The sequence below is a fragment of the Leifsonia shinshuensis genome (genome assembly GCF_014217625.1).
GTDB lineage: Bacteria > Actinomycetota > Actinomycetes > Actinomycetales > Microbacteriaceae > Leifsonia > Leifsonia shinshuensis_A.
In genome coordinates this window covers 4,159,295-4,185,109 of record NZ_CP043641.1, presented here as the reverse complement: position 1 = coordinate 4,185,109, position 25,815 = coordinate 4,159,295, and the positions used below count along the sequence as shown (strand labels likewise).

Below are 25,815 nucleotides of genomic sequence, written 5' to 3'. Positions count from 1 at the left end.
TGGTGGTGGAGGGGGTCAGGGCTGCGGGGGGCGGGGGGTGCGGGTGACCGCGCCCAGGCGCGGCAGGTGCGGGACGTGGGCCTCGGCTCCGGCCTCGGGAGGCACCACGACCTCCTGCGCGGCCGCGATCGGCGTGCCGTCGGCGTCCACCGTCAGCGTCGCCGCCGCGTCGGTGCTGCGCTTGACGATCGCGAGCGCGATCGGGCCGAGCTCGTAGTGCAGCGCGGACGAGGTGACCGTCCCGACCACGCGTCCGTCGAGCGTGACCTCCGCGCCGCGCGCCGGGTGGACGCCCTCGGACCCGTCGAGGTGCAGCATCACCAGCCGGCGCGGGGGATGGCCGAGGTTGTGCACCTTGGCCACGGTCTCCTGACCGCGGTAGCAGCCCTTGGTGAGGTGGACGGCCGTGCGCAGCCAGTCGAGCTCGTGTGGGATGGTGCGCTCGTCCACCTCGGTGGCGAAGCGCGGACGCCAGGCGGCGATCCGCAGGGCGTCGGCCGCGAGCGTTCCGGCGGCCGTCAGCTCTCCCGACTCCACGCGGGCGACGATCGACGGGAGGGCGTCGCGCGGCACGACCCGCTCGCTCCAGCTCCAGCTCGCGCCGGGGTGCTCGCCGCGCGCGTACTGGTGGCCTCCGGGAGTCACCGCGTGCCACGGATCGTGCCAGATCAGCGGCACGCCGTTCGGAGCCGCGATCGGCAGCGGAGGCTCCCCCAACGTGCCGATGGTCGCGAGCGTCTCGGTGTGGTCGGCCAGCTCCACGCGCAGCATGAAGCGCATCGAGTCCAGCCAGGCGAGCAGGCCGGTGGCCTCCGGCCGGTCGACCAGCAGCCACAGGGTCGTGCCATCCTCGATCAGCCGGACGGCGTGCTCCACGCGGCCGGTGACGTCGAGCAGCAGGGTCTCGGACGACTCCCCCGCCTGCAGGCCCAGCAGCGACTGGCTGGTCAGCGAGTTCAGCCAGCTCAGCCGGTCGGGACCGGTGATCGAGAGGACCGCACGGTCGGACAGGTCGACGATTGCCCCGCCGTCGAGCAGGGCGCGCTGCTCCGCGAGCGGGCTGCCGTAGTGGGAGGGCACTCCCGCGTCGGCGATGTCGACCGCGCCGGGGAGGGTCAGGAAGGGGGACGCGTCCACGTCAGTCGACCTTGGCGAGCCGGGCGGAGGCGTGCGTGCGCAGCTCCTGGCCGAGCGCCGCGATGTCCCAGGCCCAGAGCAGGTGGTTCTCGACGAGCCCGTAGAGGCGGGTCGCCGCGCTGTACTCCTTGGCGCCGGCCGTCCGCACGACCGCGTCGGTCGCCAGGTCGATGCGCGGGCCGTTCACCTGGCCGATGTAGAGCTCGCTCACGCCGTCCGGGTGGATGATCGCCACGTCGATGTCGAAGCCGCCGCTGGAGGCGCGCAGCGTCTCCACCGCCTGCGGGGTGCCGAACGGCCGGGTGCCCTGACCGGGCAGCATCGCCGGGCCCGGGTCGCCCTCGACCAGGGTGCGGCTGAGCCGCCAGTAGCCGGTCTCCGCGGCGAGCGGGGTGCGGTCGTCGTCGAGCACCCACGAGGTCGCGGAGTAGTTGAGGTAGGCCTCGCCGTCGTGGCTGAAGCTCACGCGCTGGCCGAACTCCAGCTGGGTGTGCTCCTCGCCGGCGGCATAGTCGACCACGCCGCTCCCCTCCCAGACCCCGATCAGCCAGGAGAGCGGGACGAGTTCGGCCGGAAGGTCGGTGGGGAGCTCGATCATGCCTAGCGCTGGCCGCGGAAGAGGTTGTAGACCACCACGCCGGAGACACCGAGGATGGCGAGGGTGGCCAGACCCAGCAGGCCGATGAAGAAGAGTTCGAGAGCGACGAGCATACGGTCAGTCTAGTCAGTGCCCGAGCGTGACGAGGCCGAGGATGCCTCCGATGACGCCGAGGATGACGAAGCTCCCGGTCAGGGTGGTCGCGAGGCGGTTGACGAAGCCGTCCTTGCGCTGCGTGGCGAGCTGGGCTCCGAACGAGACGATCACGCTCACGCCGAGGGCGAGCGACAGCCAGGAGGCGTACTGGATCGGGTGGGAGAGGAACGCGATGAGGACGCCGAGGACGAGGGCGAGCAGCCACACCCCGCCGACGCTCAGCGCGCCCATCGAACGCGGCATCGGCTCGGGAGGCGGTCCCGCCGCGGCGGCGGGACCGAGAAGGCCCGGATCGGACGGCGTCTCGCTCATCCCTCTATTGTGCCCCGCGCGGAGGCGAGGCCGCCTCCCCAGCTCTCCTTTCTGTTTCATGGCTGCCCCCTTCTGTTTCACGGCTGTCAGGCGCCGTAAGCGTTTCCGGTAGCATTGCCGCACGAAGACGGGCGAGGAGGATACTGGGTGGCGCAGCTGTTGATCCTCACGTCCGCCCCCGACGCGGATGCGCTCCCGGCTCTCGGCCTCCTCAGCCACCGCGTCCGGCAGATCCCCGCCGAGCCCGCCTCGCTGGTCAACGCTCCCGCCTGCGATCTCATCTTCGTCGACGCCCGCCGCGACCTGGCGAGCGCCAAGTCGCTGTGCAAGATCCTCACCACGACCGGCATCACGGTCCCGCTGCTGCTGGTGCTCACGGAGGGCGGCCTCACCGCCGTGAGCGCCGACTGGGGAGTCAACGACGTGGTGCTCGACACCGCCGGCCCGGCGGAAGTGGACGCACGGATCCGCCTCGCGATCGGCCGGCAGACGCAGGAGCATTCGCAGACGAAGATCCAGGCGTCCGGCATCACCATCGACGAGGCGAGCTACTCGGCCAAGGCGCATGGGAAGGCGCTCGACCTCACCTTCAAGGAGTTCGAGCTGCTGCGGTTCTTCGCCACGCACCCCTCGCGCGTGTTCACCCGCGAGCAGCTGCTGAGCGAGGTGTGGGGCTACGACTACTTCGGCGGCACGCGCACGGTCGACGTCCACGTGCGGCGGCTGCGGGCCAAGCTCGGCGACCTGGAGTCGCTCATCGGGACGGTCCGCAATGTGGGCTACCGCTTCAATGTGTACGAGGACGAGAACGACCGGTTGCCCTCGTCTGTGCGGCCCTGACGCAGCCCTGACCTGTCCCTGCGCGACGGCTGTCCTCCACAGTCGGACGGCGTCGTCGTTTCTCCACAGTTAACCGAACCCCGTGCCGCCAGCCGGTCGCGCGGTGCCATGATGGGGGCATGGACGGCGAGCGCACTGCACTGGACAACGGCCTACTCGACAACGGGCTGAGCGGCAGCCTGGGCAGCGACTTCGACGACGATTTCGCCCCCTTCATCTACGAGCCGGACCCGACGCTGCCGGACGACCGCTACCTCGACCGCGAGCTGAGCTGGCTGGCGTTCAACCAGCGCGTGCTGGAGCTCGCGGAGGACCCGCTGCTGCCCGTCCTGGAGCGCGCCAACTTCCTCGCGATCTTCGCCAGCAACCTCGACGAGTTCTTCATGGTCCGGGTCGCCGGGCTCAAGCGCCGCATCGCGACCGGGCTCGCGGTCCCGACCAATGTCGGACGGGCCCCGCAGGACGTCCTGGCCGACATCTCCGAGAAGGCCCACGTGCTCCAGGTCCGGCACGCCAAGGCGTACCGCGAGCTCGTGCTGCCCGCGCTGGAGGCCGCGGGCATCACCGTGTCGTCGTGGGACGAGCTGGACGAGGCCGACCGCGTGCAGATGCGCGAGGTGTTCTCGCAGCAGATCTTCCCCGTGCTCATGCCGCTCGCGGTCGACCCGGCGCACCCGTTCCCCTATATCTCCGGCCTGTCGCTGAACCTCTCGGTGCGCGTGCGCAACTCGCGCACCGGCAAGGAGCAGTTCGCGCGCCTCAAGGTGCCGCAGATGCTGCCGCGCTTCGTGCGCATCGACCAGCGCGAGGGGCTCGGGCAGGTGCGCTTCCTGCGTCTGGAGGACCTGATCGCCAACCACCTCGGCGACCTCTTCCCCGGCATGGAGATCCTCGACCACCACGTCTTCCGGGTCACCCGCAACGAAGACGTCGAGATCGACGAGGACGAGACCGAGAACCTCATCCAGGCGCTGGAGCGCGAGCTGCTGCGCCGCCGGTTCGGGCCGCCCATCCGGCTCGAGGTCACCGACGACATGGACGACGTCACGCTCGGACTCCTGGTGCGCGAGCTCGACGTCACCGAGCAGGAGGTCTACCGCCTCCCCGCACCGCTGGACCTCGGCGGCCTGTTCGACCTGGCGCGCATCGACCGGCCGGACCTGCACTATCCCAACCACGTGCCGACCACGGCGCCGCAGCTCATGCCGAGCGAGCCGAACGCCAAGCCGGACGTCTTCGCCGCCGTCGCGCGCCAGGACATCCTGCTGCACCACCCGTACGAGTCGTTCGCGACGAGTGTGCAGGCCTTCCTCGAGCAGGCGGCGGCCGACCCGCACGTCCTCGCCATCAAGCAGACGCTGTACCGCACCTCGGGCGACAGCCCGATCGTGGAGGCCCTGATCGACGCCGCCGAGGCCGGCAAGCAGGTGCTTGCCCTGGTCGAGATCAAGGCGCGGTTCGACGAGCAGAACAACATCTCCTGGGCGCGCAAACTCGAGAAGGCCGGCGTGCACGTCGTCTACGGGCTGGTCGGGCTCAAGACGCACTGCAAGCTCGCGCTGGTCATCCGCGAGGAGAAGGGCGTCCTCAAGCACTACAGCCACATCGGCACGGGCAACTACAACCCCAAGACCTCCCGCATCTACGAAGACCTCGGCCTGCTGACGGCGGACGACCAGGTGGGCAAGGACCTCACCCGGCTTTTCAACGAGCTGTCCGGCTACGCGATCGAGAAGAAGTTCAAGCGCCTCCTGGTCGCGCCGCTGCACCTCCGCAAGGGGCTGCTGAAGCGCATCGACACCGAGGCGGCGAACGCCGCGGCCGGCCGGCCCTCCGGCATCCGCATCAAGCTCAACTCCATCGTGGACGAGGCGATCATCGATGCCCTGTACCGCGCCAGCCAGGCCGGCGTGCCGGTGGAGCTGTGGGTGCGCGGCATCTGCGGGCTGGTCCCCGGGCGCGAAGGCCTCTCCGAGAACATCCGGGTCCGGTCGGTGCTCGGCCGGTATCTCGAGCACTCGCGCGTGTTCTCGTTCGTGAACGACGGCGACCCGCACGTCTACATCGGCAGCGCCGACATGATGCATCGCAACCTCGACCGTCGTGTCGAGGCGCTGGTGCGCCTGGCCGACCCCGAGCACCTCGCCGAGCTCGACCGCCTGTTCGACCTCGCGTTCGACGAGCGCACCGCGGCGTGGACGCTCGCGGAGGACGGCGTCTGGACCCGCCGCCACCTCGACGAGAACGGCGCGCCGCTCACCGACCTCCAGACCAAGCTGCAGCAGCAGGCCGCCCACCGGCCGCGTTCGTCCCGCACGGGAACCAGGCGGTGAGCCTCGCCGTCTACGCCGCGGGCGCCCTCTGCTGGCGCGTCGTGGACGACAAGATCGTCGTGCTCGTGGTTCACCGCACCAAGTACGGCGATGTGACGATCCCCAAGGGCAAGGTCGATCCGGGAGAGACGCTTCCGCAGACGGCCGTGCGCGAGATCCTCGAAGAGACCGGGCTCGCCGTGACGCTCGGCGTGCCGCTCGGGACGTCCGCGTACCCGCTCAGCTCGGGGCGCGACAAGATCGTCCACTACTGGGCGGCGGAGATCGCCGATCACGCGATCGAGCGCTCGACCTTCGTCCCGAACTCCGAGATCGCGGCGATCGAGTGGGTCTCGCTGAAGAAGGCGCGGACCTACCTGACCTACGAGCGCGACGTGGAGATCGTGGAGGCGTTCGAAGCGCTGGTGCGCCAGGGCATCACCTCCACGTTCGCGCTCATCGCGCTGCGGCACGGCAAGGCCGAGCCGCGGGGCGCCTGGGCCGGCCCGGACGCCGCCCGACCGCTCACCGACCGTGGCGTCAAGCAGGCCGCGGGCGACGTGGCGACGCTGCTCGCCTGGCGCCCCAAGCGCATCCTCACCAGCGACGCCGTCCGCTGCGTCGCCACGGTCGCGCCTCTCGCCGCGGCGACCGGCGTGAAGCCGCGACGCGAGCCGGGAATCAGCCAGGACGCCTTCGAGGAGGGCGACGGCGACGTCCGCACGGTCATCGGCAAGCGGGTCCGCTCGCGGAAGACCGCGGTGCTCTGCAGCCACGGGCCCGTGCTGCCCGAGATCCTGCGCGAGATCGCGCTGGCCACCGGCACCATGCCGGGAGGCTATCTGAACGACGCCGCCGACCTCGACACCGGCGGGTTCTCTGTCGTGCACCTCTCGGCGACCAACCCGTCGTCGGGGATCGTCTCGATCGAGACGTACGCGCCAGCGGTCGAGTGAGCGCAGTGAAATACTGATCTTTATTTGAGATTCCTCATGCTCAGGCGCTAGGTTCGTACCGTCGCTTCGCTCGATGCGACGTACCGACCAGGGGGAAGAATGCTTTCTACCACTCGCACTCGCCTGACGCTCGGCGCCGCAGCTGCCGCTGCCGTCGTCGGCGGGCTGTTCATCGCCGCCCCGGCGAACGCCGCCACCGGCGAGATCACGCTCGCGAACGAGACGTTCACCGCAGGCGACTGGGGCACGGGCCTCGACGTCTCCGGCTCCGGCTTCACGCCGGACGCCACCGTCACCATCTCGGTGACCTACACCGACGGCGACGTCGTCCTCGGCAGCCAGGACGTCACCGCCGACGCGTCCGGCGCATTCGCCGACGAGGTCTTCACGCCGAGCTCGGAGCTGCCGCTTCCCGCCAACGGCGAGGACGTCGTCGTCACGGCCACATCGGACGCGGACGACACCTCGAACTCGGTCACGCTCGCCGTCCTCGCCCAGAAGGGCATCGCCGCCAACACCACGACCATCTCGACGGAGGATCTGACCAACCCGGACGTCGGGATCGAGATCTCCGCCGGCGGCTACACCCCCGATGAGACCGTCACGCTGTCGACCGTCTACAACGGCGAGACCCTGCCGGAGAACACCTTCGTCGCCGACCGCAGCGGACGCGTCTTCGCGGGGGTCTACCTCGCACAGGGCACCGCAGAGGCCGGCCAGCTGGTGTTCACCCTCACCGGCGCGACCTCGAACGTGGCCCAGTCGATCACGATCACCGTCACCGGAGACACGATCGAGCAGCCTGGCACGCCCACTCCCCAGCCGGCTCCGGCCCCGGACTACACCACTAAGGGCAAGCTGCCCGTCGTCAGCGGCTGAGAGCCGGAACGACCGCACAGCGGGGTGGACGCGTTCAGCGTCCACCCCGCTTCTCGTGAACCCCACCCGCTATGGAGCACACCATGAAACGCACCCTCGCCGCGTCCGGCGCCGCCCTCCTCGCCCTCGTCGCCCTCGCGGCGTGCTCCCCCGCGACGCCCGGGGCGACCACCACCCCGACCGCCACCCGGACGCCCGCCGCCGGGCCGGCCCTCCCGCCTGCGCTGACGCCGTCCGCGATCGCCGCCCTCGCCGCCACGGAGTACGACGCGGTGATCCCCGGCCTGCTCGCCGCCCCGGCGGAACCGCGGATCACCGGGGCGTCCACAGTCGCGTTCGACACTCCCGTCTACGGCGCGGACTTCACCACCGCCGTGGCGCGCATCCCGGCCAAGGATTTCCTCGGCAAGCCGACCGTCGTCGTCCCGGTCATGACGAAGGGCGACTGGTCGATGGTGCTGACCGCCAGCCGTCAGATCCTCCCGTCCCAGGCCGGCGACGGCGCCTCCGCGCCGGCGCAGACCGCGGCCTGGGTGCCCACCTCGGCGCTCACGGCGACCGGCTCGCTGCCGCACCGGGTCGTCGTCTCGGTCTCCGCGCAGACGCTGACCATCACCGACGCGAAGGGGAAGGCCGAGCAGAGCTTCCCGGTCGGGGTGGGGACCGCGGAGACGCCGACGCCGACCGGGGCGACCGGCTACCTCCAGGCGCGTTACCTCGATCCGGCGCAGGGCCAGTCGACGCACCGGATCCAGCTCACGTCGCTGCACGCGACAGCCGCGGACGAGCCGTACGGCGGGTCCGACGGCGGGTCCGACGGCGGGTTGATCGGCATCCACTACCAGGACATCGCGTCGGGAGCGGTCTCGCACGGATGCGTCCGGCTGGGCGCCGACGCGATCGCCGCGGTCGACGCGCTGAAGCTCGGAACACCGGTCACGGTCGTGGGCTGACGAACGGCCCCCGCGGGCGCAGAACGACGGCTCTACCCCGCGGGGCCGCTGGGCTCACGCACCAGCTAGCCAACCCTTGTTTACCTTCCGTTTACCACTGCGGGGGACTCTGGACAGACACCGGGCATAGCGTCTCACGCGGGTCGCACCGACCCCGTCCTGTTGTTACTGATCCCCGGAAGGGACAACTGTGAAACTGAAGCGTCTTGGCGTTCCCGTGGCACTCCTCGCCGCCGCCGCCATCTCCCTCACCGCCTGTGCGTCGAACGAGGGCAGCACCCCGGCGACCACCACGGCAAAGCCGTCGAACCTCTCCGGCACGCTGAACGGCATCGGCTCGTCCGCTCAGGGCGCCGCGCAGACCGTCTGGGCCGCAGGCTTCCAGCAGGCCAACCCCAAGGTCACCGTCAACTACGACCCGCAGGGCTCCGGCGCCGGCCGCAAGAGCTTCATCTCGGGCGCGGCGGACTTCGCTGGCTCCGACGCCGCGCTCAGCACGGCCGAGCTCGGCGGCACCTTCGCCGGCTGCGCCGCGGGCGCCAAGGGCATCGACCTCCCGGTCTACATCTCCCCGATCGCCATCGCGTACAACGTCGACGGCGTGAAGGACCTCAAGCTCGACGCCGACACGATCGCCGGCATCTTCTCGGGCAAGATCACCACCTGGGACGACGCGAAGATCAAGGCGCAGAACTCGGGCGCTACCCTCCCGTCGGCCCCGATCACCGTCGTGCACCGCTCCGACGACTCGGGCACCACCCAGAACTTCACCGACTACCTGTCGGCGAACGCCCCGACCGTCTGGACCGCCCCGGTCTCCCAGACCTTCCCGTTCCAGGTCGGCGACGCCGCTAAGGGCACCTCGGGTGTCGCGGACGCCACCAAGAACGCGAAGAACTCGATCACCTACATCGACGAGTCCGGCTCGGCCGGTCTCTCGATCGCGCAGATCAAGGTCGGCGACACCTACACCAAGATCAGCGCCGACGGTGCTGCCAAGGTCGTGGCCGCCTCCCCGATCGCCTCGGGCCGCGACACCAACGACCTGGCCATCCAGATCAACCGCAAGGACACCTCCAAGGGTGCCTGGCCGCTGGTGCTCGTCTCCTATGTGGTCGCCTGCCAGCAGTACAAGGACGCCGCCAAGGCGGACCTGGTGAAGGGCTACGTCGACTACATCATCTCCAGCGACGCCCAGAAGGCCGCTTCGGACCAGGCCGGCTCGGCCCCGCTCGCGAGCGACCTGTCCTCCAAGGTCAGCAAGGCTGTCGCCAGCATCAAGTAACACCCCGGCCGCTCGGCCTGGACCGCACCCGGTCCAGGCCGAGCGGCGCACTACACTCACCCTTCGGGGAACCCGATGAGAGAAAGCAACGAATGACCGCCGGAACCGCAGGAGCCATCAGGCCGAAGGCGAAAGTCCGCCTCGGCGACCGCGTCTTCTCCACCTCGACCGTCGTGGCCGGATCGCTGATCCTCGCCACCCTCGCCGCCGTCGCGCTCTTCCTCATCATCCAGAGCATCCCGGCCCTCTCCGCCGGCGCCGGCCAGCTGCCCAACAACGCCACCAACTTCTGGGCGTGGGTCTGGCCGCTGGTCTTCGGCACCATCTGGGCGGCGCTCATCGCGCTCATCATCGCGACGCCGCTGTCGATCGGGATCGCCCTCTTCATCTCGCACTACGCGCCCCGCCGCGTCGCACAGACCCTCGGCTACATCATCGACCTGCTCGCCGCGGTCCCGTCGGTCGTCTTCGGCCTCTGGGGCATCGCGACCCTCTCGTCGTTCGTCCAGCCCTTCTACGCCTGGCTCGGCCAGTACCTCGGCTGGTTCCCGCTCTTCGCGCCGCCGATCTCCGGCACCGGTCGCACCATCCTGACGGCCGCCATCGTGCTCGCCGTGATGGTCATCCCGATCATGACCGCGATCTGCCGCGAGATCTTCCTGCAGACCCCGCGCCTGCACGAGGAGGCCGCGCTCGCGCTCGGCGCCACGAAGTGGGAGATGGTCCGCATGGCCGTCCTCCCGTTCGCCCGCAGCGGCATCGTCTCGGCGATCATGCTGGGCCTCGGCCGCGCGCTCGGCGAGACCCTGGCGATCGCGATGGTGCTCTCGCCGGCGCTGATCGTGAAGTTCGCCGTCCTGCAGGCGCAGAGCCCGAACACCATCGCCGCGAACATCGCACTGCAGTTCCCGGAGGCCACCGGAGTCGGCGTCAACGCCCTCATCGCCTCCGGCCTGGTGCTGTTCGTGGTCACCCTGCTGATCAACATGCTCGCGCGTTACATCGTCAGCCGCCGTGCGGCCTTCTCTGGAGCGAACTGATGGCCGCCACCACGACCGCGACCGCGGGTCCCCGCCCGCTGACCAACTCGTACACCGCAGGCAAGCTGCCGCGCTGGACACCCTGGGTGATGCTCGTCGGCTCCTGGGCCGTCCTCATCGCCGTCTTCGCGATGCTCGCGGCCAGCGGCGCCACCAAGGGCTTCAACATCGTCGGCGCGGTGTTCTTCGGAACCGTCCTGTTCGACGTCGCGATCTACACGACCTCGCTGCTGGTGGAGGGCAACCGCAAGGCCAAGGACCGGCTGGTGACCTCGCTGGTCGCGACCGCGTTCATCATCGCGCTGCTGCCACTGATCTCGCTCGGCTGGACGGTCGTGGCCCAGGGCCTCGCCCGGTTCGACATCACGTTCTTCTCCGAGTCGATGCGCAATGTCATCGGCGACGGCGGCGGCGCGCTGCACGCCATCGTCGGCACGCTGGAGATCACGCTCATGGCGGCGATCATCTCGGTGCCGATCGGCCTGCTCACCTCGATCTACCTGGTCGAGTACGGCCGCGGCGTGCTCGCCCGCGGCATCACGTTCTTCGTCGACGTGATGACCGGCATCCCCTCGATCGTCGCCGGTCTGTTCGCCTACGCGCTGTTCGCGCTCTTCTTCGGCCCGGCCATCCGCAACGGCTTCATGGGATCGGTCGCGCTGTCCGTGCTGATGATCCCGGTCGTCGTGCGCTCGAGCGAGGAGATCCTGCGGATCGTCCCCAACGAGCTGCGGGAGGCCTCCCTCGCGCTCGGAGTGCCGAAGTGGCTGACCGTGCTGAAGGTCGTACTGCCGACGTCGCTCGCCGGACTCGTCACCGGTGTGATGCTCGCCATCGCCCGCGTGATCGGCGAGACCGCGCCACTGCTGATCGTCGCCGGGTTCACCACGAGCATGAACTACGACCTGTTCAACGACCGCATGATGACGCTGCCGGTGTTCGTGTACACGCAGTACACGCAGGCGGCCGGCCTGCACGCGCAGGCCTCCATCGACCGCGCCTGGACCGGCGCGCTCACGCTGATCATCATCGTCATGCTGCTCAACCTCATCGGCCGGATCATCGCGAAGGCCTTCGCCCCCAAGTACGGCCGCTGACCGCGGACTCCACAGCTTCAACCCGAAGAACGCAGACAAGGAAAAACGTGTCCAAGCGCATCGAAGTCAACGACCTCAACGTCTACTACAGCAAGTTCCTCGCCGTCGAGGGCGTGTCGCTCACCATCGAGCCCCGGACGGTGACCGCCTTCATCGGCCCGTCGGGCTGCGGCAAGTCGACCTTCCTCCGCACGCTGAACCGCATGCACGAGGTCATCCCCGGCGCCTACGTCGACGGCGAAGTGCTGATCGACGGCAACAACCTGTACGGCACCGGCGTCGACCCGGTGCTGGTGCGCCGCCAGGTGGGCATGGTGTTCCAGCGTCCGAACCCGTTCCCGACCATGAGCATCCGCGACAACGTGCTCGCCGGCGTCAAGCTGAACAACCGCCGGATGTCGAAGAGCGAGTCCGACGACCTGGTCGAGAAGTCGCTGCAGGGCGCGAACCTCTGGAACGAGGTGAAGGACCGCCTCAACCTTCCGGGCTCCGGCCTGTCGGGCGGCCAGCAGCAGCGTCTGTGCATCGCGCGCGCCATCGCCGTCTCCCCCGACGTGCTCCTGATGGACGAGCCGTGCTCGGCCCTCGACCCGATCTCCACCCTCGCGATCGAGGACCTGATCGAGGAGCTCAAGAACGACTACACGATCGTGATCGTCACCCACAACATGCAGCAGGCCTCGCGCGTCTCCGACCGCACCGCGTTCTTCAACATCGCGGGCACGGGCAAGCCGGGCAAGCTCATCGAGTACGCAGACACCAACATGATCTTCTCGAACCCGACCGAGCAGGCCACCGAGGACTACGTCTCCGGCCGCTTCGGTTGATCCGCCGCGCGGTATGAGCGAGGCCCACGGGATGTCTCGTGGGCCTCGCTGCGTTCCGGGTGGCCGGGACTTCTCAGGAGGTGATCGCGACGATGGGCTTCGTGGTCGGCTGCTTCGAGCCTCCGCTCGGCTCGATCGTCATTCCGACGGTGTCACCCGGTGACATGGTGCCGCTGAGGACGCGCCAGGTCGCGACGTGGCCGGCGGCGTCCATCGTCCCGGCCGCGGTCGCCGCGCCGCCCCGGATGTACCAGAGCTCGTAGGTCTTGCCCCCGGCGAGCTTCGGGAGGTCGGTGGCGACGAGCGCGGACTGGCCGAGCTGGGCCGACCAGACGAGCGTCGCCGTGCCGCCGCCGGCGATGTCGGCGGTGCTGCGCTGGGTGTCCGGTGCGGCGTTGAGGGCGGCCAGGGCGGAGGACTGCTGCTGCTGGTAGGAGTCGCTTCCGGCGAGGGAGACGCCGACGAAGGCGCCCGCGATGAACAGGACGACGGCAGCGGCGGCGGATGCGAGTATGGCGCCGGGGCGCTGGAACCAGCGGCGGGCGGCGCGGCGCTCGGCGGGCGTCTGGGCGTGGGTTTCCGCGGGCGCGGGGGCCGGTGCGTCGGATCGCGCGGCGGGGGCGGCCTCCGTCAGCGGTCGCGCCTCCGGCTGCGTCTGCGTCGGCGCTTCGGTCTCCGGGGCGAGCTGGGGAGTCTCGGCGATCCGCGCGAACAGGGCGGCCTTCATCGCCGACGGCGGCTCGACGGGCTCCGCCGCGAGCGCGAGCTGGGCGGCCACCTCCTCGAAGTCGTCCGCCTCGCGGGCGTCGTCCGCGCCGAGGCGAGCACCGAGGCGTGTGGGGTCCACGCTGTCGCGTTCGTCGGTCATCGTGTCACCCCCAGTTCGTCGCGCAGCCGTATCATCGCATCCCGCAACCGGGTTTTGGCTGTGCCGAGGGGGATGCCGAGCTCGGCCGCGAGCTCGCTCTGCGTGAGCCCGCCGTAGTACGCGAGCGCGACGGCCTGGCGCTGCGCCTCGCTCAGCTTCGCCATCGCCACCTCCACTCGTTCGTGCTCCACCCGGACTTCCACGGTCTCCGCCACCACGTCGAACGCGGTGGGCAGATCGCGGATGCCCACGGCGGTGTCCCGGTCGTGCGAGGCCTGGGACGCGCGGATGCGGTCGATCGCCCTCCGGTGGGCCATCGTCAGGATCCAGGTGAGCGCTCTGCCCTTATTCGGATCGAACCGCGCAGCGGATTGCCACGCCTCCAGGAAGACCTCCTGAGCGACCTCCTCGGACTGCGCAGCGTCGATCAGGACGCGCCGGATCAGGCCGAGCACGCGGGGCGCCGTGCGGTCGTAGAAGTCGGAGAACGCGCGCTGGTCGCCCTGCGCGGTGCGCAGGAGGAGGCCGTCGAGTTCGGCCGCCGGGGCGTCCTCCACCGTGTGTTCTCCGCTCGTTCGCCGCCCGATGTCGTCATCGACAGTAGACCACACTGCGGTGAGCGGGCCCGCAACAGGCGGGAGGGCATGAAAGAGCCGGACCGCAGAACGCCTCTCGGCGCGAGGCCGCTCGAAGCGGCAAGTATTGGAGCCCGGGGTTACTGCGGTCCGGCTTCGTCAAGCATACAGGAGGCCGCGGCGGGCTTCACGGCGTGGCGTTCGCAGGGAGAGAACGGCGAGCGGGAATACCGGAGCCCTGCCCGTCTGCGCTCAGTCGAGCGAGTCGGTGCGCCAGAGGCGCGCACAGGCCGTCAGCTCCTCCGCGGTGCGGGTGAACCGCAGGGCGCGCGTGGTGAGCTCGCTCGCCCGCTCGGGGTCGAGCGGGTCGCGGTCGTCGGCGACGGACAGGCATCCCGCCGCCGTCACCCGGCAGAACGCGGCCGCCCGGTCGAGCGCGACGGCGAAGTCACCCTCGAACACGCCGCGCAGGATGCGGTCGGCGAGCTCGGTCACCTCCCCCGGCCCGGCCGGCGTCGGCGCGCCTGCGACCACGGGGTCGATGGAGGCGATGACCTCGGTGCCGCGCTGGTACAGCTGTGCTGTGCCCTCGGCGTCCTGCCGGATCAGCAGCCGCAGCAGGTAGATCCGCCACAACGCCCCCGGCAGGCTCTTGGGGTTGGACCGCGCCCAGAGCTCGGCGATCGCGTCGATGCCGTGCTCGTCGGTGTACGCGACCAGCCGGTCCACGATCTCCGGGTCCGGGTCCTCCCTGACGCGCGCGAGCAGCGCCTGGGCGGTCTCGTGGGCGACCTTGCTGATCTGGGCGGGATCATCCCCACCGAGAAACGCCTCGAACATCCCCCCGGGAAACAGCGTGGGCTTGTGATATCGATCGGGCATCCCCCCATTCTGCCCCGGCACGGAGAGGTACGGAATCCACGCTAGATTAGAGGACGAGGGCCTCTAGCTCAGTCGGTAGAGCATCGGACTTTTAATCCGCGGGTCGTGGGTTCGAGCCCCACGGGGCCCACCCAGTAAATCAAAGGGATCCAAGCCCATCGGCGGCCGAATCAGGCTTCACGATTTCGGGATTTGCCCACACTTTGCCCACAACTTCTGGAGAGCCAAGACGGCTCAATGCGTCCCCAACGGCATCCAGGTCATCGTCGAAGAGGTCGGCGTAGACGTCGAGGGTCATCGCCGCAGAGGCGTGACCGAGCATCCGCTGCACTGCCTTCACGTTGGCGCCCGCCGAGATTGCCAGGCTCGCGGCCGTGTGGCGGAGATCGTGGACAGTCGGTCGCAGCAGGTCGGGGTGGCTATCGGCCAGGGTGTCTGCTGCTTTGTCGAAGGCCTTGCGCTTCCAGTTGTTGACCCGCAGCGGGCGGCCGTAGGGCGACGTGAAGAGCAGGTCGCGTGAACCCTTTGACGCGACGAGGGCCCGTAGTTGGTCAGTCAGGAACGATGGGAACGGCACGCTGCGTTGCTGGTGGTTCTTCGGCGAGCCGTAGACCAATCGGCCATCGGCGAGCTCGACCACGGCTCGATCGACCTGGATGCGCCGGCGGGTGAAGTCGACGTTGCGGCACTCCAACGCCGCGAGCTCTCCCCAGCGCAGGCCGGTGTATCCCAGGAACAGCACCACAAGGCCCTCTGAGCCGCACAGAGCGGCCAGCTCGTGCAACTGGGCATGGGTGAGGTACGGATGCTTCTTCGACCGGATACGGGGCAGCCGGATACCGTCGGCGGGATTTCGACCCAGGCGGCCGTCGCGAACCGCGTACTTCAGAATCATCGAGAAGACCCGGTGGTACGAGCGGACGGTGCGGGCGCCTACACGGCTGTTCTCGTCCGAGATCCACGACTGGATGTCCGAGTGGGTGATCGCGTTCAAGGGCGTGGAGCCCCATCGCGGTTGGAGGCGCCCGCGAGTGATGGAGGCGTAACCCTGCAACGTGCTGGGCTTGACCTGCACGAGCGAGTCGATCCACTTCTCGCTCCACGTTTCGAAGTTGACGCCGGCGCGTGCGGCCGGCACATAGTCGCCGCGCGCCTTGGCCAGCTCCAGCGAGGCCAGGTACAGCTCGGCGTCGCGCTTGGTGCGGAAGCCGCGCTTGTCGGTCTGCTGGTGTCCGGGCGTCCGGTACCGGACCCGGTAACGCCGTCCAGCGACGGTCTCGTATGCGCTGATGCTCCCCATTGACCTCACCCCAGACTCGAGTCTCCAACCGTGCACCGACACTGCGCGGCTCGCAGGAGAGGCCAGCTCGGAGAACTTGCCCCTCACTTACACGTTGTCGTTCCGGGCTGGAAACGGCGCGCAAATCAGACCTTGGTAGAAATCACACAGCTTCTTGATCCGCCCCGACGCCCGATGGTGGCGCGTTGAGAGATCGTGTCAAGGGCGCTGCGCGTCGCTCCGCGATGCAGCGGAGCTGCACCCTTGACTCGGTCGCTCAGCGCGCGAGGATGCCTTGGGCGGGGCGGTCGAGGAATTCGGATCTCGAATGCGTCGCAGATTCCCACTAGACGGCACTCGATTGCGATAGCTTCGCACCGTGGATGTAAGCAGCCAAGGAGCCCCGCCTGACGCTGTGTCGGCAGCGCGGATTCACCCTCACTGGCTACCGCGACTCGGCGTGCTCCTGCCCACAGGAGTCGTCTCGATCTCATCTGTCGCCGCCCTGCAACGGAACTTCAACGCCGGCGGCGTAACCGTTGCCACCGTCTTCATCTTGGCGAGCCTTTACGTCGCAGCCCGATGGGTGCTGTTCGCGGGAATCCGACGACACCGCGATCGAGTCATCGTCACCGGAATGTTTTGGTCGCGCAGTATCCCCTTGCGACAGGTCGACCGCGTAACCGGTGCCTACTCGTCCATCCACTGGCACACCCGATCAGGCATCAGACTGATCACCCCGCTGAGCGCTCTGTGGTCGAAACCACGCCCCCTCCAAGACGTGACGCAGTACAACAACAAGCAGCTCAGCATGCTTCGCGGGTGGGTCAGAGAGGCCAAGAAGGCCGGGGCGCCTCAATGGATGGACCGCGTCTGAGCTGCCCTGGGAGAAATCACGCGGCCTAACCGCGTCAAGAGCGCTGCGCGTCGCTCCATGATGCAGCGGACCTGCACCCTTGACACGGTCACTCCGGGCGCGAGGATGCCCCGTGCGGCACCCAGGAGTCTTACTCCTTGCTCTCAGGAGCCGCATGGCGACCGCCGCCCGACGCCGGGCGGTTTTGAGGGCTTTGGTTTGTGGCGCAGGTAGTCGGAAATCAGGTACGTGGCCACCGCGGCCAAATAGGCGAGACCGACGAACCATGCAAACGGGTTGGCCCCGAATACCTTCGCGGGACCGATGTACCCGATCAGCGGAGTGAGGATGACTGCGGGGGCCAAGAAGACGATTAACCAGACTCGTCTGGCTCTGTCCCCGCGGGCTGCACTCATGTTGCGAACCTAGCGCAATGGCGGAGCCCTTCTGAGCGGACACGAATCGATAGGACAGGGATCTGTTTCGGGAGAGAACGAGGCTGACCAGAGAGACGAAGACAAAGAAGAGAAACCAGAGCCAGACGAGACCAAGGACGAAGGAACAGCAGAACTAGAAAACGAAAAGGAGACCCCAAGCCGAGCGAGAAAGGAGCCAAGAGCAATGCACGCAGGCACTTTAAGTGGTGTCCTTCGGCAGCCCAGTGAATGACAGGGGTCGCGTGTAAACCAGGTTGCGTGGCAAAACGGGGGCGTTCCGGAGAGGCAAACCGGCGCGAAGCGTCCTACGCGCGGCTACGCCAAGCACACGACGCTGCCGCTGCGCGGCACGCTGAAGACCGCGACCGGGAGGCCGCCAAGCGGCACGCCGCCGACGCGATGTTGAAGCTCGAGGCTAAGTGGGGAACACGCGTCGACGCCCTCAAGCGACTCTCCGAGGTATCGCGGTCGATCGATCGACTTCGCCGTGAGCAGGATGCAGCGCTTCTCGAACGCGACGAGTTAATCGCACAACTTCGCGAGGTCGGCGAGACTTGGAATTCGCTGGCCGCGCAGACGCGCTTGAGTCGCCAAGCCCTCAGCAAACGCACTCTCTGATTAGTCGACTCGCCCATTTTACAAAGTCCACAATCTCAACAAAGTCCACAGGATATGCTGGTTCTATGAAGAACGATCCCGATGATGCATACATCAACGTTCGAGAGACGGCTCGCCTCCTCGGCGTGCACGAAAACACGGTGCGCAACTGGGCCGCAACTGGCGTTCTCGTGTCTGCGCGAATTCCGGGCTCTCGCTACCTTCGCTTCGAACGGGCAACAGTCATGAGAATGCAAGGGGAGCGTGGGTCAGCCGCATCAGCAATCGGACCCGCTCTTCGCACCGAGGGCCCCGAACTTGTAACGGCAAACGAGCTCAACAGATGGGCCGACTCGCAAGATTCGAAGGGCGCATTCCCTGATCTCATGCGTCGGCTCCTGGCTTCGACGCCCGGAATCACGAACCTCGAGGTTCGCGCATACGAAGGAGTTGCAGGGCATGGTTGGGACGGCCGAGCGACGTCGACAGGAAGCTATATTCTGCCCCCAGGTGAACTGCGGTTTGAGTTCGGAACGAACCGCGACTCGAAAACGAAGGCAACTTCTGACTTCGAGCATCGAGATAAAGATTCATCTCTGACCTTCGTTGCTGCCACGCCTCGAAATTGGCCCGGCGGGGCGCAGTGGGCGGACGAGCGACGATCTGAGCACAAGTTTGCGGACGTGAAGGCGATCGATGCCCACGTCCTTGAGCAGTGGTTGATTCAGACGCCGTTCGTTCACTACTGGATCTCGGAGCGCCTTGGATTCAACCCGCGAGGAGCCCGAACACTGGAGCGCTGGTGGGCGGACTTCTCCTCCCGCACGCATCCGAAGCTACCGGGCGACCTGTTTGTCGCCGGGAGAAGAGCTCAGGCGGAAGCGCTTCGGGACTCTGTGGCAGGCGCGCCGGACGGGGAGATCACGGTGGTTCAGGCGCCGTGGCGCGACGAGGCGTTGGCATTCGTATTCGCCTCGCTCGAGTCGGACACGCAGATCTTGCAGCGGACGATTGTTGTTGACGACTCGGCCGCTTGGGAACGAATAATCCAATCAGTTACTCCGCTCGTTCTGGTGCCGCTATTCGACGGGGCAACCGAAATCGACCACGCTCTCGAGCGAGGTCACCATGTGGTTGTCCCTGCCAGTCAGGACGAGATCGTTCGCCATCCAAAGCTGATCTCACTTCCGAAAATCGGCCGTTCAGCTGCGAACGAGGCCCTCGCAGAGGTGTTCCCTGCGCTCGATCAGCGCCAGCAAGTAGTTGCCCTCGCGCGACGGAGCATGCCCGCGCTTGTGCGGCGATTCAGCCGCGATCCGCGATTCAAAGCTCCGGATTGGGTCACAGAGGGCCAGACGACGTCGATTGTTGCGCCGCTGGCGCTCGTCGGCCGTTGGTCAAATTCCGATGGTGATCTCGCCGCCCTCGAGACCCTGACCAGGCACACTCGCGACGAGATAAGTCGCCAACTGCAGCGGCTCTCGCCGCGGCAGGATGCACCGTTCATTCGCTCGGCGGGAAGCTGGCGCCTAACGTCTCCAACGGAAGCAGCGCTACTTCTCTTTCCCATGCTGACTCCTGCTGAGCTCGACCGGTGGGCTTCAATCGTTCCCACCGTGCTCCTTGCTGACGACCCGTACGAAGGTATGGACACTGTCGCTCGCCTCACCGCGAGCGCTAAAGGAACGCGTCCCGAGTTCTCCGAAACGCTAGCGAAGGGCGTATCTGGGGGCCTTTCTCTTGCGGCGTCAGTGACCGACGAAATTCTTAACGGCCAAGAGGTTCAGCGTGTCGTTGACAGAATCGTGCATGACCTGCTCGAAGCAGCTGCCGCTGACCCGACCGGTCGCACGTGGCGTCGCCTGTCGCCGTCACTCCCCGACCTCGCCGAGGCATCGCCGGACATCTTCATCCGCGCAGTCGAACTTGACCTCGACCGTCAGGAACCAATTCTCCGGTTGATGTTTGAGGACGCGACCTCTGACGCCTTAGGTCCGTCGTCCTCGCATCCGAGTCTGCTCTGGGCTCTTGAACGCTTGAGCTGGTCGCCAACTTATTTCGGTCAAGCCGCCGACCTCCTGGCGAAGTTGGCCATGGTAGATCCGGGTGGCAAGCTCAGCAACCGTCCCATCGAGAGCCTTCTGCGCATCAGCTATGGCTGGATTGCGAATAGCGGTGGGGAGTCGAACGCCAAGATTGCGGTAGTCGAGCGAGTGCTCCGACGCGACTCAGAGACCGGCTGGAAGCTGGTCCTTGGACTGTGGCCCTCATCACACATGACGGCGTTCCCGCCGGCGCAACCTGCTTATCGCGATTGGGCGCCCCAGAGTACAAGCGTCTCATTTGCCGACTGGGGTGAGTTCGTCCACCGCCTCTCGGAACTCGCGATCGGCGCGGCCGGCGACGACCCGCGTCGTTGGGTAGAGATCATCCCGCACGTCGACGAGTTGCCTCCGCGAGATCGGGAGCAGGTTCTGAGTTGCCTTCGCGACGTCGTCGGGAAACAGTGCTGGAGCGCAGAATCCAGGTTTGAGGTCTGGGACGCCCTGAGGACCGAATTGAGCCATCACGAGGAGTTTCCGGATGCCCAATGGTCCTTGTCGCCGGACCAGCTCGCCACCTACCACGAGCTTGCCGAGTTGCTCGAGCCGCAAGGCGACCCTCGCAAATTCGCCAACCTCTTCCAGTGGCGCGTGACAATCCCGGGCGTCAACTCTGATGAACCTGAATACGCATCTCAGCTTGCTCGCCTGAGGAATGAGGCCGTGGCATCCGCCATCGCGGCAGGAAGGGACGCGCTCACTGCTCTGACCCGCGAGGCCAAGCTCACAAACGAGATCAGCGCAATCCTCGCCACCCGAGACGATGCTCCACTCGACACCATCGTCAGCTGGCTGAGTTCGGGCGACAACATCCTCATCAATGCGGCCCTCATCTTTATGAACCTGAAGATGCTGAACGAGGGCCTGGCGTGGCTCGAGCGGACGCTGTCGATGCCTGGATTCGATGATTCGACGGCACGATCGCTTCTCATGGCAGCCGTCCCGTTCTCCCGGCAATTCTGGGAGCACATCGACACCGTGGGTGACGACCTTGCCGAGCAGTACTGGTCGCGGATCAGCGGCATCCGTGCGCCTCGCGAGGAGTGGAGCGATGCTGTCGATGTACTCGTTGCCCATGGACGCCATTGGAAGGCGCTCGAACTTCTGAGCTTCATGCTTCACGAGAAGCTGGCGGTGTCTGTCGAGCAGGTAAAGGGGACGTTCGAGGCGATCGTTTCCGGCACCGATACGCCCCAGGATCCCACGATGGACGGATACTACGCGCAGCAGCTTCTTCAGTTTTTGGAAGACTCCGTACCTGATGACACGGACCTCCCGCGGTTCGAGTTCACCCTGTTTCCGCTTCTCTACGACAATCAGCCGTCTGGGGCGCTCTATCGCTTGCTTGCGCGAGATCCCATGGAGTTCGTTCGGATGATCCAAGCGATATATCGGGCTGAAGGTGAGCCGAAACGGCCTCTGTCGGCACGAGAGCAGGCATTCGGTCACCTCGCATTCAATGTTCTTCGTGAGTGGACGACGCTGCCCGGCCAGCGCGGAGACGGCACCATCGACGGCGAGGCTCTGATCGAATGGGTGCGGACTGCCCGTCTCGCCCTTTCGGACAGCGGCCGGGGTGCCGTTGGGGATGAGCAGATCGGCGAGGTGCTTGCAGCCAGCCCTGTCGGAACGGACGGTATCTGGCCCGCAGAAGCAGTTCGAGAAGTCATTGACACACTTGGAAGTCCCCGAATCGACACGGGCATTCACATCGGTCGATCGAATCGGCGAGGAATAACGAGCCGAGATCCGTTCGAGGGAGGCGACCAGGAGCGAGCGCTCGAGAAGCAATACCGAGCAGATGCTGACGTGATCGCCACGCGATGGCCTCGCACCGCACGGGTACTCCGCGGCATCGCGGACTCCTATCGCGATGAAGCTACAGCCCACGACCTCGAAGCCGAAAGTTGGAGCGACGACGGATAGTCGGTGTCCTCAGCGGAGATGAGTCCTACTCGAGAGCCCCCACTCTTTGGCTGGACACTCAAGCAGTCACCGCCGCTCCTTCGCGACCGGTATAAGAAAGCCTTGACCGCGAGCGCTGGAACCGGGCCGATCAAAAAGCCAACGATTGGCATCAGGACCGCGTGAGGCTGCGGTTGTAGCCCCGAAAAGCTGAGTGGTACGATATCTTGTACCACTTGGAGGAATCATGGCCATCACAGCAAGCGAGGCTCGCAGCGATCTGTTCGGCCTCATCGAACGCGTCAATCTCGACCAGACCGAGGTCGAGATCACGTCCAAGCGTGGTTCGGCCGTGCTGATGTCGAAGGACGAGTACGACTCGCTGCTCGAGACCACCTACCTCCTGCGCTCGCCCAAGAACGCACGGCGCCTCATCGACGCCATCGAGAGCGCACGAGCCGGAGACATCACCGAGCACGACCTGACTAGTGAGTGACCGCAAGCTCGCCTGGACCGCCGGCGGCTGGGAGGACTACCTCTACTGGCAAGGCCAGGACCGTCGAACCCTCAAGCGGATCAACCTCCTGATCGAAGACATCCTCCGCGACGACCCGTTCGACGGCGTCGGCAAGCCGGAGCCGCTGAAGCACGCGCTGGCTGGGGCGTGGTCACGACGCATCGACGAAGCCAACCGCCTCGTGTATCTGGTCGACGACAACTACGTCATCGTTCTGCAAGCTCGCTACCACTACTGATCCGACATAGTTGAGCCTGTGAGCGTGAGGATCCATATTCCGGACGACGTGGTCATCGACGACGAGATTCCGGAACCATTGCCAGGTGTAGACATTCCTCTTATGGCGGTTCGGCTGGGTTGGATGTGGACAGCCGACGGGAGTGACGAATCGTATGACGGAGTAGTGGAGTGGTCCAGAGCTGACGACCTCAATCAGCTAGTCGAGACCGTGTTTGCTACGTCGACATTCAAGGCTCTGACTCAGGACGCCGCCGACGGTCGCCTTCCCGAGGTAGGCGACCGGATCACGCTGCGCGGAACTTTGTCCTGTGTGCGGTCATACGAGTTCGAAGCTTTCGGTCTTCCCGACATTCGACAGCCGTGGCGGGTTACCGCGCTCCTTTCGCAAGATCGGGACGGATACCTGATCGAGGCAGAGCCGATCCCTCCCCAAGGGTCGCGTGCCCACAATTTGCCCACACCTGTATGAGATCACCTGGGGTCATAGAGATCTCAATGCGCTCCAAAAGTGCGGAATTCCGCGGATCTTCCGAGCCACGACTCACCTGGCGCGGGCCCCGAGCGGACTTTTAATCCGCGGGTCGTGGGTTCGAGCCCCACGGGGCCCACCCAGTAAGTCACAACCCGGGGTCAATCGGGCAGACGGCTAGGGAGCGAGACGCTCACCTCCACGATGGCGTCGTTCCCTTCCACGTGGTGCGGGTCACCGTAGTGTGCGACATCGCTGCAGTAGAGCGGGACGTCCGCGTTCCGGTAGATGGAGATCCGGAGGCCTTCACCTGAACCGAATGACTCGGCGGGTGCCGGTCCTTCAGGGTCTTCCGGCCCCATCGGGGTGACGGTGTACCCCTGGTCGGCGGCCGTCCTCCTCAGGTCGTCGGAGACGGCGACCGATTCGGGGACGAGGTAGTAGGCCGTCGACCACGGGACGGCGTTGTCCCAGCCGTACCCTGCATCACCGTTGGAGCAGAGCTCGGTGCCCCCCGCCTCCACGAGTGCGGCATCGAAAGGCTTGATTCGGGCCTCGGCGGCGTTCGAGGCGAACGGATGGAAGATGCCGACCGCGACTACGACCGCGAAAACGACCACGGCGACCATTCCGAGCGCGAGAACCGACCCGACGACGATCGACGCGACGATCAGCGGTCGCCTCCATTCGGTGTTCCGGTCGCGGCCGTAGAACTGCTGATCCCCCATGGGGGAAGCGTATGGGAGGGAGTCCCGGGCGAGACATCCCCCGTCCGGGCGGCCCGCCGCCACGGGGACAGCACCCGCCATCCGCTCTCCGGAGCGTCCGGGCCCGGTGGGGAGTTGGTGACTCGCAGCCGGTCGAGCGGCTTACGCGAAGTGCGACCACCAGAACATGACGGCGTAGAACAGGAACCCCACGGTCCCGACGATCATCCCGGCGATGGCCAACCCGCGACCGCGCGCCCGGCCCTGCGATGCCGCGCGGAAACCGCGGGACGCGAGGAGGACTCCGAGCAGGCCGAGGAATCCGAAGACGAACAGGCTCACGCACGAGATCACGAAACCCCAGATCGCCTGCTGGCTGAACGGCAACGGCGGCGCCACCGGCCGGGCCTCAGCGCTTGCCTGCGGGAAGGGGGTGAACTCGGGCTCGTCCATGGCATCTCCTCGTGGGCCGCGTCGTCGCGGCGGCCTGGCGCGACTCTAGCAGCCCGCCGACACGCCCCGGGACCCGGCGCGGGCGGGTCCACGCACCTGCATCACGACGAAACAGAACGGGCCCCGAGCGTGTCGCCCGGGGCCCGTTCCGTGGGGGTCCGCTTACGCCACCGGCCGCCTACGCCACCGGCCCCTGGGCCAGCGTCACCTGCGCCGACTGGGAGGCGCCGGACGCGTCGGTCCAGGCGATGCTCACGCTGTCGCCCGGGTGGAGGGCGGCGAGCGCGGTCGTGAGGGCCTGGGCCGAGTCGATCGCGGTTCCGTTCACTGCAGTGATCGTGTCGCCGGCGGTGAGGCCGGCGGAGGCGGCCGGGCCGCCGGAGACGACGCCCGAGATGGTGGCCCCGCTGGCCGAGACGGAGGATCCGGAGGAGCCGTAGCCGTACCCGGCAGCCGAGTTGTCCGTCGACGCGACCTCCACCCCCAGGAACGCCGGGTAGCCGATCGTCACCGTGGACGACGCCTGGCCCGAGGTGATCTCGCCCGCGATGGTGAGCGCGTTCTGGATCGGGATGGCGTAGCCTTCGGTCGCGCCGCCCTGCGCCGCGGCGGTGTCGATGCCGATCACCTGGTCGGACGCGTTGAACAGGGGGCCGCCGGAGTCGCCGGCCTGGATGTCGGCGTCGGTCTGGATCAGGCCGTTCAGCGTCTCCGAGACGGCCGTCTGCTCGGCCTGCGTTGTGATGGTCTGGTCGAGCGCGGTCACGGTCCCCGGCGAGGCGGACGGCGTGCCGCCCGTGCCGCCGGCGTTCCCGACGCCGGTGACCGCGTCGCCGACGGCCGCGTCGCCCGCGGTGTCCAGGTTCGCCGTGCTGAGGCCGGAGGCGTTGCTCAGCTGGAGCACGGCGATGTCATCGGTGGAGTCCGTGCCGACCACGGTGGCCGTGTACTGCGCTCCGGTCGCGACGACCGTGACGCTGATGCTGGTGGCCTGCTCCACCACGTGGTTGTTGGTGAGGATCTCGCCGCTGGAGGTGAGCACGAGGCCGGTGCCCGCGCTCTCCGCCTGCGCGTAGCTGAGCTGGGACGTGATATCGACGACACCGACCTCCTCGGCGGCGGTGGCGCTCGCGAGGTTGGAGGAGCCGGAGGAGGACGAACCCGACGACGAGCCGGAGCCGGAGCCGGACGAGCCGTAGCCTCCGCTGCTCCCGTAGCCGTAGCCGTACCCTCCCGAGCCGAACCCGTTCCTGCTCAGCGTGTTGTGGACGCTGCCGGACGTGGTGGAGGCGGTGGTGGAGGCGGACCCGGCGGTGTAGGCCAGCGCCCCGAGCCCGAACGCCGAGCCCACGGCGACGGTCGCGGCGACCGCGGTGCAGACCACGATCACCGGCCGGCGTCGGCTCCGCGCTGCGCGCGCTGGTGCGGCGGGGGCGGGCTGTGCCGCACGATGCTCTGCTGCTACGGGGGGAACTCCCTCGACCTCGTCCATGACTGTGGTCCTCTCGACTTCAGGCTTGATGTCGACAGCACACC

Annotated in this window: 25 protein-coding genes and 2 tRNA genes; 17 read left to right on the top strand and 10 right to left on the bottom strand. The window is 67.4% G+C overall.

The window, feature by feature from the left end; all coding sequences use genetic code 11:
* Positions 1 to 15 precede the first annotated feature (15 nt).
* The 3 genes from ygfZ to F1C12_RS20360 form a co-directional block, all read right to left on the bottom strand.
* Entirely contained in the window at positions 16 to 1,137 is a 1,122-nt protein-coding gene (ygfZ, locus tag F1C12_RS20370; RefSeq protein ID WP_185276629.1) for a CAF17-like 4Fe-4S cluster assembly/insertion protein YgfZ, read from the bottom strand.
* A 1-nt stretch (position 1,138) separates the two neighbouring features.
* Positions 1,139 to 1,735 (bottom strand): nitrobindin family protein, encoded by a 597-nt coding sequence (locus F1C12_RS20365; RefSeq protein WP_185276628.1) that lies wholly within the window; start codon positions 1,733 to 1,735, stop codon positions 1,139 to 1,141.
* 126 nt (positions 1,736 to 1,861) lie between these two features.
* Entirely contained in the window at positions 1,862 to 2,203 is a 342-nt protein-coding gene (locus F1C12_RS20360) for a hypothetical protein (protein ID WP_185276627.1), read from the bottom strand.
* A 147-nt stretch (positions 2,204 to 2,350) separates the two neighbouring features.
* On the opposite strand from F1C12_RS20360, the gene F1C12_RS20355 reads away from it, so the two are divergent.
* From F1C12_RS20355 to pstB, 9 genes are all read left to right on the top strand, one after another.
* Positions 2,351 to 3,043: a response regulator transcription factor gene (locus F1C12_RS20355; protein ID WP_185276626.1), complete on the top strand. Its 693-nt coding sequence runs from the start codon at positions 2,351 to 2,353 to the stop codon at positions 3,041 to 3,043.
* A 119-nt stretch (positions 3,044 to 3,162) separates the two neighbouring features.
* Positions 3,163 to 5,376, top strand: a complete 2,214-nt coding sequence (locus F1C12_RS20350) for an RNA degradosome polyphosphate kinase (RefSeq protein ID WP_185276625.1) — start codon at positions 3,163 to 3,165, stop codon at positions 5,374 to 5,376.
* Positions 5,373 to 6,311 carry an NUDIX hydrolase gene (locus F1C12_RS20345; RefSeq protein WP_185276624.1) on the top strand — a complete coding sequence of 313 codons (939 nt, stop codon included), beginning with the start codon at positions 5,373 to 5,375 and terminating at the stop codon, positions 6,309 to 6,311. The genes F1C12_RS20350 and F1C12_RS20345 overlap by 4 nt, the downstream gene beginning before the upstream one ends.
* Positions 6,312 to 6,410: 99 nt before the next feature.
* Positions 6,411 to 7,190: a hypothetical protein gene (locus F1C12_RS20340; protein ID WP_185276623.1), complete on the top strand. Its 780-nt coding sequence runs from the start codon at positions 6,411 to 6,413 to the stop codon at positions 7,188 to 7,190.
* Between the two features lie 83 nt (positions 7,191 to 7,273).
* On the top strand, positions 7,274 to 8,143 hold the full coding sequence (locus F1C12_RS20335) for a L,D-transpeptidase (RefSeq protein ID WP_185276622.1): 870 nt from the start codon (positions 7,274 to 7,276) through the stop codon (positions 8,141 to 8,143).
* A 190-nt stretch (positions 8,144 to 8,333) separates the two neighbouring features.
* The gene (pstS, locus tag F1C12_RS20330) at positions 8,334 to 9,428 is read left to right on the top strand and encodes a phosphate ABC transporter substrate-binding protein PstS (RefSeq protein WP_185276621.1); all 1,095 of its coding nucleotides are present in this window, start codon (positions 8,334 to 8,336) and stop codon (positions 9,426 to 9,428) included.
* A 92-nt stretch (positions 9,429 to 9,520) separates the two neighbouring features.
* The gene (gene pstC / locus F1C12_RS20325) at positions 9,521 to 10,468 is read left to right on the top strand and encodes a phosphate ABC transporter permease subunit PstC (protein ID WP_185276620.1); all 948 of its coding nucleotides are present in this window, start codon (positions 9,521 to 9,523) and stop codon (positions 10,466 to 10,468) included.
* Complete coding sequence (gene pstA, locus F1C12_RS20320; RefSeq protein WP_185276619.1) at positions 10,468 to 11,565, top strand: phosphate ABC transporter permease PstA; 1,098 nt, start codon at positions 10,468 to 10,470, stop codon at positions 11,563 to 11,565. The genes pstC and pstA overlap by 1 nt, the downstream gene beginning before the upstream one ends.
* A 47-nt stretch (positions 11,566 to 11,612) precedes the next feature.
* Positions 11,613 to 12,392, top strand: coding sequence for a phosphate ABC transporter ATP-binding protein PstB (gene pstB / locus F1C12_RS20315; RefSeq protein ID WP_185276618.1), 780 nt, complete (start codon positions 11,613 to 11,615; stop codon positions 12,390 to 12,392).
* A 73-nt stretch (positions 12,393 to 12,465) separates the two neighbouring features.
* On the opposite strand, the gene F1C12_RS20310 is transcribed toward pstB, so the two are convergent.
* From F1C12_RS20310 to F1C12_RS20300, 3 genes are all read right to left on the bottom strand, one after another.
* The gene (locus F1C12_RS20310) at positions 12,466 to 13,260 is read right to left on the bottom strand and encodes an anti-sigma factor (RefSeq protein ID WP_185276617.1); all 795 of its coding nucleotides are present in this window, start codon (positions 13,258 to 13,260) and stop codon (positions 12,466 to 12,468) included.
* Entirely contained in the window at positions 13,257 to 13,817 is a 561-nt protein-coding gene (gene sigK / locus F1C12_RS20305; RefSeq protein ID WP_185276616.1) for an ECF RNA polymerase sigma factor SigK, read from the bottom strand. Before sigK ends, F1C12_RS20310 begins: the two co-directional genes overlap by 4 nt.
* Before the next feature lie 270 nt (positions 13,818 to 14,087).
* Positions 14,088 to 14,717: a DNA-directed RNA polymerase subunit beta gene (locus F1C12_RS20300; RefSeq protein WP_185276615.1), complete on the bottom strand. Its 630-nt coding sequence runs from the start codon at positions 14,715 to 14,717 to the stop codon at positions 14,088 to 14,090.
* A gap of 57 nt (positions 14,718 to 14,774) precedes the next feature.
* Here F1C12_RS20300 and F1C12_RS20295 point away from each other — a divergent pair.
* A tRNA-Lys gene (locus F1C12_RS20295) sits at positions 14,775 to 14,847 on the top strand.
* A 9-nt stretch (positions 14,848 to 14,856) separates the two neighbouring features.
* On the opposite strand, the gene F1C12_RS20290 is transcribed toward F1C12_RS20295, so the two are convergent.
* Positions 14,857 to 16,017, bottom strand: coding sequence for a tyrosine-type recombinase/integrase (locus F1C12_RS20290; protein ID WP_185276614.1), 1,161 nt, complete (start codon positions 16,015 to 16,017; stop codon positions 14,857 to 14,859).
* A gap of 439 nt (positions 16,018 to 16,456) precedes the next feature.
* Between F1C12_RS20290 and F1C12_RS20285 the strand changes: the two genes are divergently transcribed.
* The 7 genes from F1C12_RS20285 to F1C12_RS20255 all read left to right on the top strand — a co-directional run bounded on the left by F1C12_RS20285 (position 16,457) and on the right by F1C12_RS20255 (position 23,258).
* Complete coding sequence (locus F1C12_RS20285) at positions 16,457 to 16,873, top strand: hypothetical protein (RefSeq protein ID WP_185276613.1); 417 nt, start codon at positions 16,457 to 16,459, stop codon at positions 16,871 to 16,873.
* 674 nt (positions 16,874 to 17,547) lie between these two features.
* A complete protein-coding gene (locus F1C12_RS20280; protein WP_185276612.1) occupies positions 17,548 to 17,907 on the top strand; it encodes a hypothetical protein in 360 nt (119 codons plus the stop codon).
* A 65-nt stretch (positions 17,908 to 17,972) separates the two neighbouring features.
* Positions 17,973 to 21,914: a helix-turn-helix domain-containing protein gene (locus tag F1C12_RS20275; protein ID WP_185276611.1), complete on the top strand. Its 3,942-nt coding sequence runs from the start codon at positions 17,973 to 17,975 to the stop codon at positions 21,912 to 21,914.
* A gap of 226 nt (positions 21,915 to 22,140) precedes the next feature.
* Positions 22,141 to 22,389 (top strand): type II toxin-antitoxin system Phd/YefM family antitoxin, encoded by a 249-nt coding sequence (locus F1C12_RS20270; protein WP_185276610.1) that lies wholly within the window; start codon positions 22,141 to 22,143, stop codon positions 22,387 to 22,389.
* Positions 22,382 to 22,648, top strand: coding sequence for a Txe/YoeB family addiction module toxin (locus F1C12_RS20265; RefSeq protein ID WP_185276609.1), 267 nt, complete (start codon positions 22,382 to 22,384; stop codon positions 22,646 to 22,648). The genes F1C12_RS20270 and F1C12_RS20265 overlap by 8 nt, the downstream gene beginning before the upstream one ends.
* Positions 22,649 to 22,666: 18 nt before the next feature.
* On the top strand, positions 22,667 to 23,119 hold the full coding sequence (locus tag F1C12_RS20260) for a hypothetical protein (RefSeq protein ID WP_185276608.1): 453 nt from the start codon (positions 22,667 to 22,669) through the stop codon (positions 23,117 to 23,119).
* Between the two features lie 62 nt (positions 23,120 to 23,181).
* Positions 23,182 to 23,258: transfer RNA gene (locus tag F1C12_RS20255), tRNA-Lys, on the top strand.
* Between the two features lie 22 nt (positions 23,259 to 23,280).
* Here F1C12_RS20255 and F1C12_RS20250 read toward each other — a convergent pair.
* The 3 genes from F1C12_RS20250 to F1C12_RS20240 form a co-directional block, all read right to left on the bottom strand.
* Positions 23,281 to 23,847 (bottom strand): hypothetical protein, encoded by a 567-nt coding sequence (locus F1C12_RS20250; protein WP_185276607.1) that lies wholly within the window; start codon positions 23,845 to 23,847, stop codon positions 23,281 to 23,283.
* A gap of 141 nt (positions 23,848 to 23,988) precedes the next feature.
* Positions 23,989 to 24,279, bottom strand: a complete 291-nt coding sequence (locus F1C12_RS20245) for a DUF4190 domain-containing protein (RefSeq protein WP_185276606.1) — start codon at positions 24,277 to 24,279, stop codon at positions 23,989 to 23,991.
* 178 nt (positions 24,280 to 24,457) lie between these two features.
* A complete protein-coding gene (locus tag F1C12_RS20240) occupies positions 24,458 to 25,771 on the bottom strand; it encodes a S1C family serine protease (protein WP_185276605.1) in 1,314 nt (437 codons plus the stop codon).
* Positions 25,772 to 25,815: the final 44 nt, after the last annotated feature.